At 70.8% G+C, this 19,050-nt stretch carries 15 protein-coding genes; 10 read left to right on the forward strand and 5 right to left on the reverse strand.

Annotation, left to right across the window (positions count from 1 at the left end; all coding sequences use genetic code 11):
* Positions 1–54: 54 nt before the first annotated feature.
* The 7 genes from H180DRAFT_RS23220 (at position 55) to H180DRAFT_RS23250 (ending at position 9,131) form a co-directional block, all read left to right on the forward strand.
* The gene (locus H180DRAFT_RS23220) at positions 55–1,836 is read left to right on the forward strand and encodes an L-lactate permease (RefSeq protein WP_055488061.1); all 1,782 of its coding nucleotides are present in this window, start codon (positions 55–57) and stop codon (positions 1,834–1,836) included.
* Positions 1,837–1,890: 54 nt separating this feature from the next.
* Complete coding sequence (locus H180DRAFT_RS23225) at positions 1,891–2,595, forward strand: transcriptional regulator (RefSeq protein ID WP_055488062.1); 705 nt, start codon at positions 1,891–1,893, stop codon at positions 2,593–2,595.
* 370 nt (positions 2,596–2,965) lie between these two features.
* Positions 2,966–4,600: an FAD-dependent oxidoreductase gene (locus H180DRAFT_RS23230; RefSeq protein ID WP_055488063.1), complete on the forward strand. Its 1,635-nt coding sequence runs from the start codon at positions 2,966–2,968 to the stop codon at positions 4,598–4,600.
* An 80-nt stretch (positions 4,601–4,680) separates the two neighbouring features.
* Complete coding sequence (locus H180DRAFT_RS23235; protein WP_055488064.1) at positions 4,681–5,475, forward strand: SDR family NAD(P)-dependent oxidoreductase; 795 nt, start codon at positions 4,681–4,683, stop codon at positions 5,473–5,475.
* A gap of 277 nt (positions 5,476–5,752) precedes the next feature.
* Entirely contained in the window at positions 5,753–6,694 is a 942-nt protein-coding gene (locus tag H180DRAFT_RS29955) for a hypothetical protein (protein ID WP_055488065.1), read from the forward strand.
* A gap of 27 nt (positions 6,695–6,721) precedes the next feature.
* The gene (locus H180DRAFT_RS23245) at positions 6,722–7,432 is read left to right on the forward strand and encodes a DUF3558 domain-containing protein (RefSeq protein WP_055488066.1); all 711 of its coding nucleotides are present in this window, start codon (positions 6,722–6,724) and stop codon (positions 7,430–7,432) included.
* 109 nt (positions 7,433–7,541) lie between these two features.
* Positions 7,542–9,131, forward strand: a complete 1,590-nt coding sequence (locus H180DRAFT_RS23250) for a DUF2637 domain-containing protein (protein WP_055488107.1) — start codon at positions 7,542–7,544, stop codon at positions 9,129–9,131.
* A 45-nt stretch (positions 9,132–9,176) separates the two neighbouring features.
* On the opposite strand, the gene lysS is transcribed toward H180DRAFT_RS23250, so the two are convergent.
* A complete protein-coding gene (gene lysS / locus H180DRAFT_RS23255; RefSeq protein ID WP_055488108.1) occupies positions 9,177–10,934 on the reverse strand; it encodes a lysine--tRNA ligase in 1,758 nt (585 codons plus the stop codon).
* Between the two features lie 159 nt (positions 10,935–11,093).
* Between lysS and argS the strand changes: the two genes are divergently transcribed.
* Positions 11,094–12,869 (forward strand): arginine--tRNA ligase, encoded by a 1,776-nt coding sequence (gene argS, locus H180DRAFT_RS23260; RefSeq protein ID WP_055488067.1) that lies wholly within the window; start codon positions 11,094–11,096, stop codon positions 12,867–12,869.
* 113 nt (positions 12,870–12,982) lie between these two features.
* Here argS and H180DRAFT_RS23265 read toward each other — a convergent pair whose 3' ends face one another.
* The 4 genes from H180DRAFT_RS23265 to H180DRAFT_RS23280 form a co-directional block, all read right to left on the reverse strand.
* Positions 12,983–14,155 carry an epoxide hydrolase family protein gene (locus tag H180DRAFT_RS23265; RefSeq protein ID WP_055488068.1) on the reverse strand — a complete coding sequence of 391 codons (1,173 nt, stop codon included), beginning with the start codon at positions 14,153–14,155 and terminating at the stop codon, positions 12,983–12,985.
* 118 nt (positions 14,156–14,273) lie between these two features.
* The gene (locus H180DRAFT_RS23270; protein ID WP_055488069.1) at positions 14,274–14,495 is read right to left on the reverse strand and encodes a DUF397 domain-containing protein; all 222 of its coding nucleotides are present in this window, start codon (positions 14,493–14,495) and stop codon (positions 14,274–14,276) included.
* Complete coding sequence (locus H180DRAFT_RS23275) at positions 14,492–15,358, reverse strand: helix-turn-helix domain-containing protein (protein WP_055488070.1); 867 nt, start codon at positions 15,356–15,358, stop codon at positions 14,492–14,494. Before H180DRAFT_RS23275 ends, H180DRAFT_RS23270 begins: the two co-directional genes overlap by 4 nt.
* Positions 15,359–15,527: 169 nt before the next feature.
* Positions 15,528–16,292: a class I SAM-dependent methyltransferase gene (locus H180DRAFT_RS23280; protein WP_055488071.1), complete on the reverse strand. Its 765-nt coding sequence runs from the start codon at positions 16,290–16,292 to the stop codon at positions 15,528–15,530.
* Between the two features lie 218 nt (positions 16,293–16,510).
* On the opposite strand from H180DRAFT_RS23280, the gene H180DRAFT_RS23285 reads away from it, so the two are divergent.
* A complete protein-coding gene (locus H180DRAFT_RS23285) occupies positions 16,511–18,019 on the forward strand; it encodes an FAD-binding protein (RefSeq protein ID WP_055488072.1) in 1,509 nt (502 codons plus the stop codon).
* Positions 18,020–18,234: 215 nt separating this feature from the next.
* Entirely contained in the window at positions 18,235–19,038 is an 804-nt protein-coding gene (locus H180DRAFT_RS23290; RefSeq protein WP_055488073.1) for an SAM-dependent methyltransferase, read from the forward strand.
* Positions 19,039–19,050: the final 12 nt, after the last annotated feature.

Here is a 19,050-nt window from a genome sequence, read left to right on the forward strand (position 1 = left end):
ATAGTGTGTGGCAGCTTCAACGCATGGTCTGACCAAATCCGTACGGGGATGCCCTTGTACCAGCCCGCCATCTCACCGCTCTCCGGCGGCCTCGCACTGTCGGCACTCGTCGCCGCGCTGCCGCTGCTGACTCTCTTCCTGCTGCTCGGAGCCGCCCGGGTCAAGGCCCACTTGGCCGGCCTCTCCGCCCTGGCCGTCGCGGTGGGCATCGCCGTCGCCGTGTACGGGATGCCGTTCAAGCTGGCCGCCCTGTCCGCCGCGGAGGGCGCGGTCTTCGGCCTCTTCCCCATCGGCTGGATCCTCGTCACGGCCATCTGGCTGTACCAACTCACCGTCGTCAGCGGCACGTTCGAGGACCTGCGCCGGTCCCTGCGGCTCATCAGCGACGATCCGCGTGTTCTGGCGGTCGTGCTGGCGTTCTGCTTCGGCGCCCTGCTGGAGGCCCTCGCCGGCTTCGGCGCACCCGTGGCGATCACCGGCATCATGCTCATCGCCCTGGGGTTCCCGCCCTTCCGGGCGGCCGTCACGGTGCTCGTCGCCAACACGGTTCCCGTCGCCTTCGGCGCCATGGGCATACCCGTCATCACCGCGGGGGCGCTGACGAAGATCCCGTACACCGAGATCGGCTCGTACGTCGGCCGGCAGGTGCCCGTGCTCGCGCTCATCGTGCCGCTGCTGCTGACCGTGATCGTGGACGGCTTCCGCGGGCTGCGTCAGATCTGGCCCGTGGCCATGGTCTGCGGAGTGACCTTCGCGGTGGTGCAGTTCGTCAGCTCCAACTACATATCCGTCGAACTGACCGACATCATCACCTCCCTCGCCAGCCTGGTGGCGGCAGTCGCCTTCCTGCGGCTCTGGCAGCCGAAGGGCAGCGAGCAGGCGAGAGCGGACCTTCTCGGCGCAGGCGGAGAGGCCGAGACCGGCCGACGGGGCAGGCCGGACACCGCAGGACGCGCCTACGGCGGGCACAGCCCGGGAGGCCACAGCCCCGGAGGCCGGCCGGCGCCGGCCGCGCGAACCACGCACGGCGGACGGCCCTCGCCCGGAACACCCGGCGCGCACGCACGCGAACAGGCGCCGCCGGAGACCGACGGCCGGCGGCTGGCCGCGGCCTTCACTCCGTACATCATCGTCATCTCGGTCTTCTCCGTGGCCCAACTGTGGACCCCGGTCAAGGAGTTCCTCGGCAGCACGAGCATCGCGATCCCCTGGCCCGGGCTGCACGGAAAGCTCCTGACCGTCAACGGCAACCCGGTGGACTCCACCGTCTACGACCTGGCGTGGCTGTCGTCGCCCGGGACACTGCTGCTGCTCTCCGGTGTGGTCACCGCGCTCGTCCTGCGCATCGAACCGCAGGTGGCGCTCAGGGAACTCGGGGCCACGATCGTGAAGTTGAGGACGGCCCTGCTGACCGTCGCGTCCGTGCTCGCCCTCGCCTACGCGATGAACCTCTCGGGCCAGACCATCACCATCGGCACCTGGATAGCCGGCAGCGGGAGCGCGCTCGCGCTGCTCTCGCCGGTGCTGGGCTGGTTCGGAACAGCGGTCACCGGCTCCGACACGTCATCGCAGGCGCTGTTCGCCAGCCTCCAGAACACCGCCGCGAAGGGGGCCGGCCTCGATCCCTCACTGCTCGTCGCGGGCAACGCCTCGGGCGGCGTCGTGGGCAAGATGATCAGCCCGCAGAACCTGACGATCGCCGCGACGGCCGTGGGCTGTGCCAGCCAGGAGTCCGAACTGCTGCGCTCGACGCTCAAGTGGAGCCTCGGACTGCTGCTGATTCTCTGCGTGTTGATCTATGCACAGTCCGGCATCATGGCCTGGACGCTGCCCTAGGTCCTTTGACATTCTTTGCCCCGGCCCGTGGCTTGCCGTGAGGAAGCAGAAGAAGTGGACCGCTTGTCCCTGTACCCGTCGTCCGACCCCCGCAGGCCCGCGTTCAACCGTGAGGCGGCACGCAGCACTCGCCAGGCGCTCGGGATGCGGGCCGAGGACGTCGCGTCGACGATGCTCAGCGCCTACGGGGTGCAGGTCACGCCTCTGACCGTACTGAGCTGGGAGTCGGGCGACCAGAGCCCCGGCGAGCGGGAGTTGACCGCTCTGGCGGGTGTGCTGTGGTGCTCCGTCGGCGATCTGATGGGGTCGCTCAGCAGCGTCCACCAGCACCGCCTCGCCCGCGGGGTCTCCACGTTCGACATGGCGCTGCGGCTGGGCCTCTCGCCCACCGAGTACGAGGAGATGGAGCGCGGCGGCCGCTGGCGGCTGACCCGGCGCCAGGCCGAACTGCTCGGCGACGCACTGGCGTTGCCGTTGCGAGCCCGCCTGGACATCACCGGGCGCGACGCCCGGGCCGGCGAGCTGCTGCGGCGGGCGGTCACGACCCGCTGGCAGCCGTACGTGCAGCCCGTGTGCAAGCTGCTCGACCTGCCCAGGGCGCGCGTCGGCGGGATATTGCACCACCTGCACTCCGAATACCAGGAGATGGTCGGAACCGTGGACTGGGGCGGGGGCACGATCTCCATGGAGCCCGGGGAGGAGGGGCGCGCCTTCCTCGCACGCCTCGTGGACGTGTTCTGCGAGCGGCTCGAAGCCTGAACCCCGGCCCTGCGCGCGTGGCCCTGCACGCGACTCAAGAAGAGCCTGACGCCCGAGTCCGCGTGCGGCCCGATTGTCTCTCACCCCTGGCTGCGCGCGGCCCAAGTGCCTGACGCCTGAGTCCCTTTGCCGGCTGCTCGGGCCCAGGAACGGCGCCGCGGACCCGGGCCGCGAAGCTGCGGACGAATGGCTCCGGCCCAGAGGCTCCGGACGAAAGGCTCCGGACGCCGACAGCCGGTACCCCCTCACTGTCCCACTCATGCCAACATGCGTGGGCCAACATGCGTTGACACTTCTGGCGGGCCGTCCTACCGTTGTGCCAACGGGCGTTGACCAACACCCGTTGGCATCTGCATTCCGGGAGGCTTCCATGGCACACAGCGGCACGGACAGCACGGCCCGCACCGCCATCCCGCTCGCGGACGCCCCCGGCACGGCGGACGTGCTGGTCGTCGGAGCCGGCCCCACGGGGCTCCTGGCCGCCGGGGATCTGGCCGCGGCCGGGCACAGCGTCACACTCGTCGAGCGACGGGACGAGACGATCAGCAACCTCTCCCGCGCACTCGTCGTGCACGCCCGCACCCTCGAACAGCTGGACGCCCGCGGGCTTGCCGACGAACTGATCGGCACCGGCGCGCGGACGGACTCGCTCGGCCTCTTCGGACGGGCGGTGCTCCGTCCCGGACAGCTTCCCGGGCGCTTTCCGTTCGTGCTGGTCACCGGCCAGTTCGAGGTGGAGCGGCTGCTGGAGCGGCGCGCCCGCGAGGCAGGAGTGACCTTCCTGTACGGCACGGAGGTCCGCGGCCTCCGCCAGGACGGCACCGGCGTCGAGCTGGACGTCACCGAGGCGCGCCGGCCCCCCGCCGCGTCGCCGGAGGCGGAACCGGCACCACAGGCGGAACCGGACGCGGAAGCGGCACCGGAGGCGGAGCCCCCGGCGGCGGTCCGCACCCTCCGCGCCTCGTACCTCGTCGGCGCCGACGGCGTGCACAGCACCGTCCGCGGACTTCTCGGACTGCCCTTCCCCGGCAAGTCCGTCCTCCGCTCGATCGTGCTGGCCGATGTGCGGCTGTCCGACCCCCCGGCCACGCCCTTCCTCCTCAACGCGACGGAGGACGGCTTCGCCATCATCGCCTCCTTCGGGGGCGGCTGGTACCGCGTCCTGGGCTGGAACCGCCACCGGCAGCCCCCCGAGCGGGACCCCGCCGGGCCGGAGCACGGGGAAGGAGAGCCCGGCCTGGAGGAGGTCCGGGACCTCGCCGTCAGGGCGCTGGGCTCCGACCACGGGATGCACGACCCCCGCTGGACCTCCCGGTTCCACAGCGACGAACGGCAGGCGCCGCGCTACACGGTGGGCCGCGTCTTCCTCGCGGGCGACGCCGCGCACGTCCATTCGCCGGCCGGAGGCATGGGCATGAACACCGGCCTCCAGGACGCCGCCAACCTCACCTGGAAGCTCTCGGCTGTGCTGCGCAGACACTCCCCCGTGACTCTGCTGGAGACGTACGACAGCGAACGGCACCCCGTCGGCACCCTCGTGCTGCGCATGAGCGGCGCCATCCTCCGCCTCGCCCTCACCCGCTCCGCCGCGGGCCGCGCGCTGCGCTCCACCGGCGCCGAAATCGTCAACCGTGTACGGCCGTTGGCGAACCGCGCCGTGCGGATGGTCTCCGGCATCGCCATCTCCTACAAGTCCCCGCGCGGCTCCCACCCGCTGGCCGGCAGACGAGCGCCCGACCTGGCGCTCACCTCGGGACGGCTCTACGAGACCCTGCGCCAGGGCGCGTTCGTCCTCGTCTCACCGCCGGACGGCCCGCCCCCGGACACGGGCGAGGAGGCCGACGACCGTACGGTGCACGTCCGTTCGGCGGCCGTCGGCACGCGGACGCTGCTCGTGCGGCCCGACGGCTACATCGCCTGGGCGAGCGACCGGCCGGACCCGCGGGGCCTGCGTCAGGCGCTGGCGCAGTGGACGGGATCGCCGGCCGTCAGGTCCGCGGCCTGAACTCCCGGCCCCCGCCGGGGAGAGGGCGGGTCACGGCCGCCCCGGCAGGCAACCGGCCGGTACGACGTAGCCTTTGGCCCATGAGCATCCGTACCGCCGTCATCAGCGGCGCCAGCAGCGGCATAGGCGCCGCCACCGCACGCCGACTGGCCGCCTCCGGCTACCGGGTCGTGCTCACGGCCCGGCGCCGGGACCGCATCGACGCGCTGGCCGCGGAGTTGACCGACGCGGGTCACGAAGCGGTGGCACACCCCCTCGACGTCACCGACCGGGCGGCCGTCGACGCCTTCGCCGCCGCGCTCGACCGCTGCGACGTCCTGGTCAACAACGCGGGCGGCGCCCTCGGCACGGATCCCGTCGCCACCGCCGACCCCGCCGACTGGCGCCGCATGTACGAGGTCAACGTCCTCGGCGTGCTGCACCTCACGCAGGCCCTGCTGCCGGCGCTGGCGCAGTCTCCCCCTGGGCCCGACGGCCCGGGTGACGCCCCCGACTCCGGCGGAGGGACGGTCGTGGTCGTCTCCTCCACCGCGGGCCACGCGACGTACGAGGGCGGAGGCGGCTATGTGGCCGCCAAGCACGGCGCGCACGTACTGGCCGAGACGCTGCGCCTGGAGCTGTGCGGTGAGCCCGTACGTGTCATCGAGATCGCGCCCGGCATGGTGAAGACCGACGAGTTCGCCCTCACCCGCTTCCGCGGTGACGCCGAGCGGGCCGCCGAGGTCTACGAGGGCGTGGACGCACCGCTGACCGCGGAGGACGTGGCGGACACGATCGACTGGGCCGTGACCCGTCCCCCGCACGTCAACGTCGACCTTCTCGTCGTGCGCCCCCGCGCCCAGGCGTCGAACACGAAGGTCCACCGCCGGCGCTGACGGGTGGACGAACAGGCGAACAGCCGGCACCGGCGCGCGGGCACGGTGCCGACTGCCACCGCCTCACGCCGGCTTCGCCGACTTCGCCGGCGGCTACTGCGCGAATGCCGCAGCGTCACCGCCAAGGGGCGAAACGGAAAAAGCGAACTTCGCGCAACATAGACACCCCCTGGCCGGACGGCCCCGCCGTGCGTGCGGTAGACATTGTCTTCCGTGGCCCGCCACGGTTCCGGCACATTCGCGAGCGGACGGCTGAGCGCCGAGCAGGAGGCAGACAGTGCAGCGGAGGGCAAGGACGTACCTGACCGGCGTCGCGCTGGCCGTCATGCTCTCCGGAGGTCTCACCGCGTGCAGCGGATCACCCGACGAGGGCAGCGGCGAGGACACCAAGCAGGGCAACTCCTCCCCCGCCCAGCCCCCCGCCGAACCCGGCAGGTACAGCACCCTTCCCGAGCCGTGCGGGGCCGTCGGCATCGGCACCCTCAAGAAGCTGCTCCCCGGCGCCGAAGCGGCCGAAAGCACCCCCGGAAGCGCCACGTCGGGGAAGGACGCGGACGCCGACCCGGACGAGTCCCCGTACAAGGGCGAGGCCACCGTCACCTACGACACGGACCGTCGCGTGGGCTGCCGCTGGAAGAGCACCACGAGCCTCGCCACCCGCCATCTCGCCGTCGACCTGGAACGCGTCGTGTCCTACGACCCGGCCATGAGCGACGACAAGCAGGCACAGCTGCTCTACGACGAGCGCGCGGGCCAGGCCGAGATCCCGACCGACGACGAAAGCGACTCACCGGCGCAGGACGGCGACGGGGACAAGGGCGAGAACGGCGACGCCGAGGGCGGCGGCAACAGCGAGGACGCCGGCAGCCAGGACGCGGACGGCAAGGGCCAGGGCGGCGGCGGGAGTGAGAAACCCGACAACGGCGCCGCCGGTGAATCCGACGAGGACCCCGACGCGTCCCAGTCACCGGACGAGGATCTCTCTCCTCGTATCCTCGACGGCATCGGTGACAACGCCTACATCGACGACGAACTGGACACCACGGATTCAGGTGTCCATCGTGACATCACGCTCGTCTTCCGCAGCGCGAACGTGATCGCCACGATCCGGTACGACCAGTGGCTCACGGACAAGCGGCGCACCCCGGACAGCGCCGAGTTGCAGGAGAAGGCCCGTAGCGTCGCCGAAGAACTCGCCGGGGAGTTCGACGACAACTGACGCAGACCTACTGGAAGCGAAGGAATCATGCCCCGTAACGCACAGCGGACATCACAGCGACGCTCGCCGCGTCTCGCACGGACGCTCGCCTGCGCGGCAGTGGCGGTCCCCGCGCTGCTGGTGGCGGGATGCTCCTCCGACTCCGGCGGCCAGAGCGACACTTCGGCTCCCGCCGAGGACAAGGCCGAGCCGAGTGCCGCGCCCGTGAAGTTCAAGGAGCTGCCCGACGCCTGCAAGACCGTCCCCCGCGGCACGGTCAAGGAGCTGACCCCGAAGACGGACAACGCCTCCGGCAAGCGGATCGGCTCCGGCAACACCAAGGACTCCGGCAGCTGCCTGTGGAGCGGCCTGGACAAGTTCGACTACCGGCAGCTGACCGTCTCCCTCAAGCGCTTCGACTCGGACACCTCGCGCGGCTCCGGCAACGAGCTGGCCGGCACGTTCCTGACACAGCAGGCCGACGCGGTGAAGTCGGACAAGTCGAACAAGGACGTCAAGTCCGCCTCGGCCGAAGGTATCGGCGACAAGGCGACATCCGTGAGCTACGAGGCCAAGAGGAAGAACGGTGACAAGTCCGAGGACTTCCGCGAACACAGACTCGTGGCGCGCAGCGCCAACGTCGTCGTGACCGTCGACTACGCCGGTGCCGGCTTCGAGAGCGGCAAGACCCCGGGAGCCGACGAGTTGAAGAAGAACGCCGAGAAGGCGGCCAAGGAAGCGATCGCTTCACTGAAGTGACTCACCGCCCCGCGGCACACCCGCGCGGCGCGGACTTGACGCATGTGCCAGTCTGGTGCGCCGCGCAGGTTTCCAAGGGTGGGGGACAACTCCAGTGCAGGCCGTACAACTGACTCGTACACACCGCATATTGGCCGCGGTGGTCGTCATCGGTGCCGTGACGATCGCCGCCATCGGTTTCGCCGGTTCCTTCGCCGCCGTGCGTGACCTCGCCGAACGCAAGGGGTTCGGGGCCTTCGCGCCCTTCTTCCCCATCGGCATCGACGCGGGCATCGTCGTACTGCTCGCGCTGGACCTGCTCCTCACCTGGATCCGCATCCCGTTCCCGCTGCTGCGCCAGACGGCGTGGCTGCTGACGGCGGCCACCATCGCCTTCAACGGCGCCGCCGCCTGGCCCGACCCACTGGGCGTGGGGATGCACGCGGTGATCCCCGTCCTCTTCGTCGTCTCCGTCGAGGCCGCGCGGCACGCGATCGGACGGATCGCGGACATCACCGCCGACAAGCACATGGAGGGCGTGCGCGTCTCCCGCTGGCTGCTCGCCTTCCCCTCCACCTTCCGGCTGTGGCGCCGGATGAAGCTGTGGGAGCTGCGCAGCTACGACGAGGTCATCCGCATGGAACAGGAGCGGCTGGTCTACGAGGCGCGGCTGCGCGCCCGATACGGACGCAACTGGCGGCGCAAGGCCCCGGTGGAGTCGATGATGCCGCTCAAGCTCGCGCGCTACGGCGTCCCGCTCTCCGAGACCGGCGCCGCCGGCCTGGCGGCGGCCGGCATCGAGGCGCCCGCCACGCTGACCCGCGCGAGCGGCGCCGCTCCGGGACTGGCCTCCCCGGCCGGCGGGCGGCAGCGCGCCGAGCTCACCGCGGGCGCGGAGCGGGAGGGCGGGGAGGAGGGTCAGGAGCGACGCGACGGGCACGCGGCGGCGACCGCACCGCAGCGCACGGAACCGCAGAGCACCGAACGGCACCGCACGGAACCGCAGCAGCCGCAGCCGTACGGGGAGTACGCGGGCGAACGGCAGGAACAGTACGGCGATCACAGCGAGTACGGCGAGTACGCGTACGAACAGCGGCCGCGGTACGGGCAGTTCGGGGAACAGGGCCCGGAGCAGGAACCGGCGCGGCCCCGGCCGCGGCAGCACGGCACCGCACAGGAGCCCGGCCCGGCGCAGGAAACCGGCGCCGCCCAGGAGCCCGACCCGTCCCGCGAATACACCTACGCCGCGGAGACGCAGCCCTCCGGCCCCCAGGTCACCGTGCCCGTCGGGCCGGGCCGGCGTCGCGCGCTGGGCAATTCCAACGCGCCGGCCGGCAGCGGCCCCGCCTATCTCCCGCCGCAACGGGCCCAGGAGCAGCAGCTGTTCGTGGAACCGGCGCCGGCCGGCGGCGCCGCGGGTGAGGGCTACGAGTCCGTGCCCGAGCGGGATCCGGCACCTCCCGCGCCGTACGCCGCCGAAGACGCGGAACCGGTCGGCATACCGGACGGGGTGCCCCGTGACGAGTACTACTTCCTCGCCTACCGCCAGTTCGTCGCGTCGCAGGGCAGCTTCCCGAACGCCCGGCAGCTCTCCCGTGCCCTGCACGAACTGCACGGTGTGACCAACGCGGACGGCTCGCTGCTCGGCGAGGCCTATCTGCGCAGCTACATCAGGGAGTTCAAGGAGCGCTACAACGCGGAGATGGGGCTCGCGGGCTGAACCGCCCCCAGCAGGGCGCCGAACCGCGCCCCGCCGGGACCGGCGTCACGCGCCCAGCAGCTTGCGCACCCGGTCCGACCCCACCGCCAGCAGCAGCGTCGGCAGCCTCGGCCCCGTCTCGCTGCCCACGAGCAGCTTGTAGACGAGCGCGAAGAACGACCGCTGCGCCACCTTCAGTTCGGGCGTCGGCTTGGCGTCGGGATCGATGCCCGCCTGCACCTTCGGCACCCCGTACACGAGCTGCGTCAGCCCTTCGAGCGACCAGTGGTCCTCCAGCCCGTCGAGCAGCAGGCGCAGCGACTCGCGCTGCTCGTCCTCCAGCGACTCCAGCAGCGCCGTGTCGGGTTCGTCGCGTACGCGTGTGCGCTGCTCCGCGGGGACCTGGGTGGTGATCCAGCGCTGTGCGCGGTCCAGCCGGGGACGGACCTCGTCCAGCGAGCCCACGGGACGTTCCGGGTCCAGTTCGCTCAGGATCCGCAGCGTCTGCTCGTCGTTGCCCGCCGTCACATCGACCACGGACGCGAGCGTCCGGTACGGCAGCGGGCGGGGCGTCGAGGGCAGCGGCCCGGCGGCCGTCGAGGAGGCGCGCAGGTGCGCGGCGACGTCCGCCGGCTGCGCCGTGCCCGCGGCGAGCTTGCGCTCCAGGGCGTCCCACTCGTCGTACGTGCGCTGGATCTCCTGGTCGAAGGCGACCTTGAAGGACTGGTTGGGCCTGCGGCGGGCGTAGAGCCACCGCAGCAGCGGAGCCTCCATGATCCCGAGCGCGTCGGCCGGCGTGGGCACTCCGCCCTTCGACGAGGACATCTTCGCCATGCCGCTGATGCCGACGAAGGCGTACATCGGCCCGATGGGCTGCTCGGCTCCGAAGATCTCCTTCACGAGCTGCCCGCCGACGACGAAGGACGAGCCGGGCGACTGGTGGTCGACGCCGCTGGGCTCGAAGACCACGCCCTCGTAGGCCCAGCGCATCGGCCAGTCGACCTTCCACACGAGCTTGCCGTTGTCGAACTCGCGCAGCAGCACGGTCTCGCTGTGCCCGCAGCCGCCGCAGGTGTACGTCAGCTCGGTCGTCTCGTCGTCGTAGGCCGTCACCTTGGTGGTGTCCCGCCCGCACGCCGTGCAGTACGGCTTGTACGGGTAGTAGGCGCCGGTGCCCACTCCCGAGCCGTCGTCCTCGGCGGCGGCGCCCGAGCCCTCCTCCGCCTCGAGCTCGGCGGCGTCGGGCTCGCCCTGCTTCTGCTTCTTCTGCTGCTTCTTGCCGCCGGCGCCGGAGGACGCCTTGTCGAGCGTGCGGTAGCGGTCCAGCACCGCGTCGATGCGCTCCCGTTCGCGCATGGCGAAAAGGATCTGCTCGCGGTAGGCGCCCGAGGTGTACATCTCCGTCTGGCTGATCCCCCGGTACTCGACGCCGAGCTGTGCCAGGGAGTCAGCCATGGCCGCCTTGAAGTGCTCGCCCCAGCTGCCGTACGGGCTGCCGGGAGGCGCGGGCACCGAGGTCAGCGGCTTGCCGATGTGCTCGTCCCACGAGGAGTCGACGCCCTCGACCCCGGCGGGCACCTTGCGGAACCGGTCGTAGTCGTCCCAGGAGATGATGTGCTCGCACGCCACTCCGCGCCGCTTGATCTCGTCGGCGACCAGGTGCGGCACCATCACCTCGCGCAGGTTGCCCAGGTGGATCGGGCCGGACGGCGAGAGGCCGGACGCGCAGACAACGGGTTTGCCCGGCGCGCGACGCTCCGCTTCGGCGATGACGTCATCGGCGATGCGGGAGACCCAGTCGGTCTCGACGGCGGTCTGAGGCACGTCCGGCACTTCCTTCTCTCTGCGCTGCCATGTCTGCGGGGCCCATTCTCCCACTGCGCGGGACGGGGTTTCACACCGAATACTGCTGCGACGCCCGTGGGAGCCGCGTGAAATACTCGTTTTCCGACCCATCACCCACGTACGGAACGGCTCGCATTCATGCCCTCGGTCCCGTCGCTCGCCGTCACACTCCACAAGTGCCTCGCGGAGGCCTTCTCGGCCGTCCTGCCCGAGGACACCCCGGGAGAGTGGATCGACCCCATGCTGCGACGCAGCGACCGGGCGGACTTCCAGGCCAACGGCGTCCTCGCGCTCGCGAAGCGCCTCAGGACGAACCCGCGTGACCTGGCCGGCCAGGTCGTGGAGAGCCTGCCCGCCAACGAGGAGATCGCCTCCGCCGAGGTCTCCGGTCCCGGCTTCCTCAACGTCGACGTCACCGACGCCGCCGTGCTCCGCAACCTCGCCGCGCGCTCCGACGACGAGCGGCTGGGCGTCCCGTACGCGGAGCACCCGGGCACCACGGTGATCGACTACTCGCAGCCGAACGTCGCGAAGGAGATGCACGTCGGCCATCTGCGTTCCACCGTCATCGGTGACGCGATCACCCAGATCCTGGAGCACCGGGGCGAGAAGGTGATCCGGCGGCACCACATCGGCGACTGGGGCACGCAGTTCGGCATGCTCATCCAGTACCTGGTCGAGCACCCGCACGAGCTGGACCACGAGTCCGACTCGGCCGACGCGAAGGACGAGGGCGAGGCCGCCATGGCGCGCCTCAACCGCCTCTACAAGGCGGCCTATTCGCTCTTCGAGACGGACGAGGAGTTCAAGGCGCGCGCCCGGGACCGGGTCGTGGCGCTCCAGTCCGGGGACGAGCAGTCCCTCACGCTCTGGCACAAGATCGTCGACGAGTCCAAGACGTACTTCCAGGGCGTCTACGAAGTGCTCGACGTCGAGATCCGGGACGAGGACATCGTCGGCGAGAGCGCCTACAACGACGGTCTGCAGGCCGTCGTGAGGGACCTGGAGTCCTCCGGCGTCGCCGTGCGCTCCGAGGGTGCCCTGTGCGTCTTCTTCGACGACGTGAAGGGCCCCGACGGGACACCCACACCGCTGATCGTGCAGAAGTCCAACGGCGGCTTCGGCTACGCCGCCACCGACCTCGCCGCGATCCGCGACCGCATCGGCGAACTCGGCGCCGACACCGTGCTGTACGTGGTGGACGCCCGGCAGGCCCTGCACTTCCGCATGGTCTTCGAGACGGCGCAGCGCGCCGGCTGGCTCCCCGAAGGCGCCGCCAGGCAGCTCGCCTTCGGCACGGTCCTCGGCAAGGACGGCAAGCCGTTCAAGACGCGGGCCGGCGGCTCGGTGCGGCTGGTGGACCTGCTGGAGGAGGCGACGCAGCGCGCGGCCCTGGTCGTACGGGAGAAGGCCCAGGACCTCACCGAGGACGAGATCCAGGAGCGTGCCGCCCAGGTCGGCATCGGCGCGGTCAAGTACGCGGACCTGTCCAACTCGATGACGCGCGACTACGTCTTCGACCTGGACCGGATGGTCTCCCTCCAGGGCGACACCAGCGTCTACCTCCAGTACGCCTACGCGCGGATCCAGTCCATCTTCCGCAAGGCGGGCGGCGAGAAGGCGAAGGTGCACCCGACGCTGGACCTCGAGCCCGCGGAGCGCGCCCTGGCGCTGCACCTGGACGAGTTCGGCGACACCCTCGCCGCCGTCGCCGAGAACTACGAGCCGCACAAGCTGGCCTCGTACCTGTACGAACTGGCCACGCTCTACAGCCCGTTCTACGAGACGTGCCCCGTACTGAAGGCGGACACACAGCAGTTGGTCCAGAACCGCCTGTTCCTGTGCGACCTCACGGCACGCACGCTCCGCCAGGGCATGACGCTGCTGGGCATCCGCACGCCGGAGCGGCTCTGAACCGTCCGCCGGAGGCGGACGGTTGACGGCAGGAGCGCGGCCTTCGCACGAGGGTCCGCGCCCGGGGGCGCCCGGGTCCGGACCGTCGTGCGAACGGCGGCACCCGGCCGCGTTCAGCGACTGGCGGCCAGCACGGCCGCGAGGCCCTCTCGCACGTCGTTGACGAAATACCCGGGGACCTCCAGCGACGGGAAGTGTCCCCCGCTTTCGGGCGCCCTCCATCGGACGATCCGGCGGTACCGCTCCTGTGCCCAGGGGCGCGGACACTTCTCGATGTCGCGGGGATACACACTGATTGCCGACGGGACGTCGACCCGGAGTTCGGGATCGAGCGAGTTGTGGCTCTCGTAGTAGATACGGGCCGCCGATGCGCCGGTCCGCGTCAGCCAGTACAGGGTGACGTCGTCGAGAACTCTGTCTCTGGAAAGAGTCTCGAACGGACTGTCTTCGGTGTCCGTCCACTCGGCGAACTTGTCGAGGATCCAGGCGAGAAGCCCGACCGGTGAGTCGACGAGCGAGTAGCCGATGGTCTGGGGCCGGGTCGCCTGCTGCTTCGCATACGCCGCGCGGTGGTGCCAGAAGTCGCGGGTTTCCTCGGCCCAACTGCGCTCGGCCGCCGTCAGCCCGTCCGTGGCCAACCCGGGCGGTGCCTGCGCGGTCGTTGTGTGGATGCCGAGAACGTGCCCCGGGAACCTGCCGCCGAGGACCGTGGTGATCACACCTCCCCAGTCGCCGCCGTGGGCTACGAACTCGCTGTAGCCGAGCGCTGCCATCAGTTCCACCCATGCGGCCGCGATCTTTTCGATGCCCCACCCGGTGGTGGCCGGCTTGTCGCTGTAACCGAAGCCCGGCAGCGACGGGGCCACGACGTGGAACGCCGGCGCGTCTGCGCTTTTCGGATCTGCCAGTTCGTCCATCACATGGGCGAACTCGGCGATGCTGCCCGGCCAGCCGTGCGTCAGGATCAGAGGAGTGGCGTCTGCGCGCGCGGAGCGGCGGTGCAGGAAGTGGATGCCCAGACCGTCGATGGTCGTGCGGAACTGGCCGATCCTGTCGAGTCGCGCTTCGAACGACCGCCAGTCGTACCCGGTGCGCCAGTAGTTCACGACATCGACGAGGTCGGTGAGGGGAACGCCCTGCTCCCATCGGCCAGGGCCGGGCGCGGCGCGATGAACCGTCTCGGCCTCCGGCAGCCGGGCCGCGGCCAACCGCGCGCGCAGATCGTCGAGGTCGGCGTCTGTTGCCCGGGCATCAAATGCTTGCACGTCACTCGTGGGACGGAGCATGAGACCTCCTGGCCATCGTGGAACCGGCTACGTTCAGCAAGACATCACTGGGCATCGGGTCGCGTCGGCAACCCGCTCAACAGCGCCCTCCGCACCCTGCACACCATCGCGGGCTCTTTCACCGGGAAGCAGCGCACCGGGCCGCGAGTTCCGTGAACGCGCTCCAGCTCGCAGCTCCGAACGCCAGTTGGGGACCGGCCACGTCCTTCGAGTCCCGTACCCGCACCGTGCCGGGAGCGACGGCGGCGACCTCGACGCATTCCGGGCCGTCATTGCTGCTGTAACTGCTTTTGATCCACTGGGGAGTTGAGCCGTTCCGGGCAACGGACTTGAGCGTCATGTCTCTCCCAAGGCTTCTGCGACCAGGGCCAGGGACTCACTGGGTGTGAGCGCCTGTGCACGGATGATCCCATACCGCATCTCCAGGATCTGTACTTCCTTCGGATCGGAGATGAGGCGGTTGGTGAGCTGGACCTCCGTGTGCCCGACGGCCGCGCCGTCCTTGAGCTTCAGCAGTTGCACCGGGCCGCCCATCCCCGCGTGATCGTCCCGGGCCGTGGGCATCACCTGAATGCTCACGTTACGCAACTGGCCCAGTTCCAGCAGACGTTGGAGCTGCCGCCTCAGCACCGCGCGTCCGCCGATGGGCCGGTGGAGCGTGACCTCCTCCTGGACGAAGGTCAGCATCGGGGCAGTGGGTCCTCCCAGGATCGCTTGCCTGGCCATGCGTGCGGCGACATGCCGCTCGACCTCGTCGTCCCCGTACGCGGGCTTCCTCATCGAGAACAACGCCCGCGCGTATTCCTCCGTCTGAAGCAGGCCGTGCATGTTGTGGTTGGCGTACGCGCCCAGTTCGACGGCCTCGGCCTCCAGCTTCGCCAGGTCGCGGACCTTCTTCGGGTACCGCGCCTCCGCGACGTCCTTCGCCATCGCTGCCAGGATGCCGCCCGCGCCCAGCACTTCGTCGGCGGCGGACAGGAACTCCGGCCGGGGCACGCGCCGTCCGCGTTCCACGGACGCGACCAGGTCCACGCAGTAGCCGATGGCGGCGCCGAGTTCGGCCTGCGTCATGGACGCACGCTCGCGCCAGAGCTTGACGAGCCGGCCGACCGTCCGTACGACCGCCGCGGTCTCGTCCGCGTCGTCCTCGTCCGGTTCCGCCCGTCCGCCGCCGTTCCGCCCGCGGTCCGCGTCCTCGCTCATCGCCACCTCCGGTGCCCGGTGCCCGCCCCTGCCCGTCCTGGTCAACCGGCCGCGGGGACGTACCGTCACGCGCCGGTGCCGGTACAGGGGCCGTACAGCCGGGCGCCCGCCTCATCTGCCGGCGCGTCCCTCATCTGCCGGCGGCCGGATCCGCTGTGAGGCGGGCTGCTCAGGAGAGGGCGAACACGACGACGTCGTAGCGTTCTTCGACGGGCAGGGGCTTCTCCTGCGGCTCGCTCCGCGCTGCGGCGGCCAGACGCGAAAGACCCTCGTGGAACTGCTCATCGCTCAGGCAGGTGAACTTCGACTGCGGGCGAGCGACCAGGCGGGCGTGGTAATCGCGCAGGCTCGCCGTCACCGGCTGAGCGAAAGACGTCACCGACTCCAGGGCGAATCCGGCGGCCACGAAATCTGCGACGACCTCCCGCTCGCCCGGGAACCGGCGCTCGTCGGCCGTTCGCAGCGCCGGCCAGTACTCGTAAACCAGAGCGTCCAGCCGTTCGCGGAACGTCGTCCGGACGATCGTCTTCCCGCCCGGCCGGAGGACGCGGGCCAACTCCCGCGCCGCACCGGCCCGGTCGGGGATGTGATGGATCACGCGGGAGAGCAAGGCCAGGTCGAAGGCGTCGGCGGGGGCGGGCACGGCCTCCGCCGCCCCTGACACGTACCGCACACGGGGGTGCGCATGGTGCCGCTGGGCCTCGGCAAGCATCGCTTCGGAGGCGTCCACGGCGAGGACGGTCGACCCTTCGAGCCAACGGGCCATCGCGGCGGAGAACATGCCCGTCCCGGCACCGACCTCGATGACGGACGGGGCCGGGCGGGGCGAGCAGGAGGCGATCAACTCGACCCAGGCCCGCATGGATTCCTCAGGCATCGCGTTGCCCCGCTCGTAGGCGTTGGCAAGGCGCTCCTCGTCGTAGACACGGTTCATGCGGACTGATCCTGTCGCAAGGGCGCACGAGCTCGCAGCGCGAATCTTGAGCTGCGGCGGCCTGACCTCCGGCCGCCGGCCGGGACGACCAGGACGACGGGGGCGTCGGGAGCGACCGGGGCGACCGGGGCGACCGGCAAGCGGCGCGCGCAACTTCACCCGCACAAGTACCATCCACCGCCGGGAGACACCCGCTGACGTCGCATCAGGAGGACACCATGCGCCGGGAACGCTCAGAACCCTCGAGACGGACCGCTGCCCTGTACGGCCTGACGACCGCGGCCGTTGCCGTCGTCGGATTCGACCCCTCATCACGTGCCTGGGCCACGGAACGCACCCGGCCCGCGCGGTCGGCGGACGGTGGCGGTTTCGACGATGTGCCGCCCCTGGACGGCCAGTTGCTCACGGACGACGCCTCGCGCGACGCTGCCGCCGACGACTTCGGCCACATCGTCCACCGGCGTCCGGCGGCGGTTCTGCGTCCCGGTTCCGTCGACGACGTGGTGGTGATGGTCCGCTTCTGCCGCAAGCACGGCATTCCGGTGGCGCCCCGTGGCCAGGGGCACGCGACGAACGGGCAGGCGCAGACCGAGGGCGGCCTGGTGATCGAGACCGCGCCGCTGAAGGACATCGGCCCCGTTCAGGGCGTCGGCAAGGACCGCACGGTGACAGTGGGCGCGGGTGCCCTGTGGAGCGCCGTCGCCAAGTCCACGCTGCGGGACGGGCTCACGCCCCCGGTCTTCACCGACTACCTCGAACTCTCCGTCGGCGGCACGCTGTCCGTCGGGGGTCTCGGCGGTCAGACGCACCGGCACGGCTCCCAGACCGACACCGTCACCGAACTCCAAGTCGTCACGGGTGCAGGCGAGTTGGTGCGCTGCTCCGCCACGCGGCACGCCGACCTCTTCGACGCCGTACGTGCCGGGCTCGGCCAGTGCGCGATCGTGGTGGCTGCGACGCTCCGCCTCGTACGGGCACCCGAGACGGTGCGGCACTTCCAGCTCCCCTACACCGACCTGGCGGTGTTCCTCGAGGACCAGCGCCGGCTGACGCAGGAGCGCCGCTTCGACTACGTCGAGGGCCTGGTGTTCCCCGACGAGACCGGCGCCTTCCGCGTCCACGTGCTGGAGGCCGTCGCATACGGTCCCCCCGCGGGCCCCGAACCCGACGACGAGGCGCTGCTGGAAGGGCTGCGCTTCGAGAGCGCGGGCATGACCGCCGACACCCTCGACTACTACACGTTCCTCGACCGGCTCGCTCCGGGCGTCGCCGAGCAGAAGGAACAGGGCCTGTGGGACGACCCGCACCCCTGGCTCAACCTGCTCCTGCCGTCGGCCTCCGTCGAACCCCTGGCCTCCGGCATCCTCGACAACCTCAAGCCGGAGGACGTCGGGACGAGCGGAGTCGTGCTGCTCTACCCGCTGCACGGGGACGTGCTGCACACGCCGATGCTCCGGATGCCGCACGACCCGGCGCCGTACCTGCTCGCCGTGCTGCGCACGAGCCCGCCGGACGAGCCCGCGACCGTCGACCGGCTCCTCGCGGCCAACCGCGCCGCGTACGAGAAGGTCCGCGACGCGGGAGGCAAGCAGTACCCCGTGGGTTCCATCCCGTTCCAACGTGCGGACTGGCGCGACCACTTCGGCGGCGCCTGGCCGGCGCTGGAGGCGGCCCGCCGCCGCTACGACCCCGACGGCATCCTCGTCCCCGGCCAGGGAATCTTCTGAGACACGGGGCGCCCGGCCCTCCGTCCGCGATCGGGCGGAGGGCCGGGCGCCCCGGGCCCCGCACACTGCCGCCTCCCAGGACCTTCAACACGCAACCATCGCTCTGATAGTTTCAAATCGGCTGCACAGAAGGGCTGTTGACGAACCGGCAAGGACTCGGACGTGATCTGCCCCGCACCCGTCCCACGCAGCAGCGGCAGAAGAGGAAGCACAGCATGACCGGTTCCGGCGCCCGTCCCCAGCAGATCGACACCAGCAAGGCCCACTCCGCCCGGATGTACGACTACTACCTCGGCGGCAAGGACTGGTACCCGGTCGATCAGGAGGCGGCCGAGAAGGTCAAGCAGGTCTTCCCCTTCATCGTGACCGGTGCGCGCGCCAACCGGGACTTCATGCACCGCGCGACGCGCACGCTCGCATCCGAGTACGGCATGCGGCAGTTCATCGACATCGGCACCGGCATCCCCACCGAGCCCAACCTGCACCAGGTCGCCCAGAAGGTCGCTCCGGACGCGCGCGTCGTCTACGCCGACAACGACCCGACGGTGCTGGAGTACACCGACGCGCTGACCCTCAGCAGCCCCGAGGGCAAGACCGCCTACGTGCACGCGGACCTGCGCCACGACGCCGTTCTGGAGTCGCGTGAGCTGCGTGACGTCATCGACCTGGACCAGCCCGTCGCGCTGTCGATGCTCGCGGTGACCCACTTCCTCCCCGACGAGGACGGGCCGATCGAGATCGTGCAGGAGATGGTCCAGCGCCTCGCCCCCGGCAGCTTCCTGGTGCTCTCGCACGCCACCCCGGACTTCAACCCGGCGGCGGAGAAGGCCGTCGAGGTCTACCGCCAGAGCGGCACCCCGGCCCAGATACGCACCAAGTCCGAGATCATGCGCTTCTTCGAGGGCACGGAGCTGATCGAGCCGGGCCTGACCACGACTCACCGCTGGCGCCCCGACGGGGACTCCGGCATCACCGACGCGGACGCCTTCTTCTACGCGGGCATCGGCAAGAAGCTCTGAGCATCGCCGCCC

The organism is Streptomyces sp. WMMB 322 (genome assembly GCF_900090145.1).
Classification (GTDB): domain Bacteria; phylum Actinomycetota; class Actinomycetes; order Streptomycetales; family Streptomycetaceae; genus Streptomyces.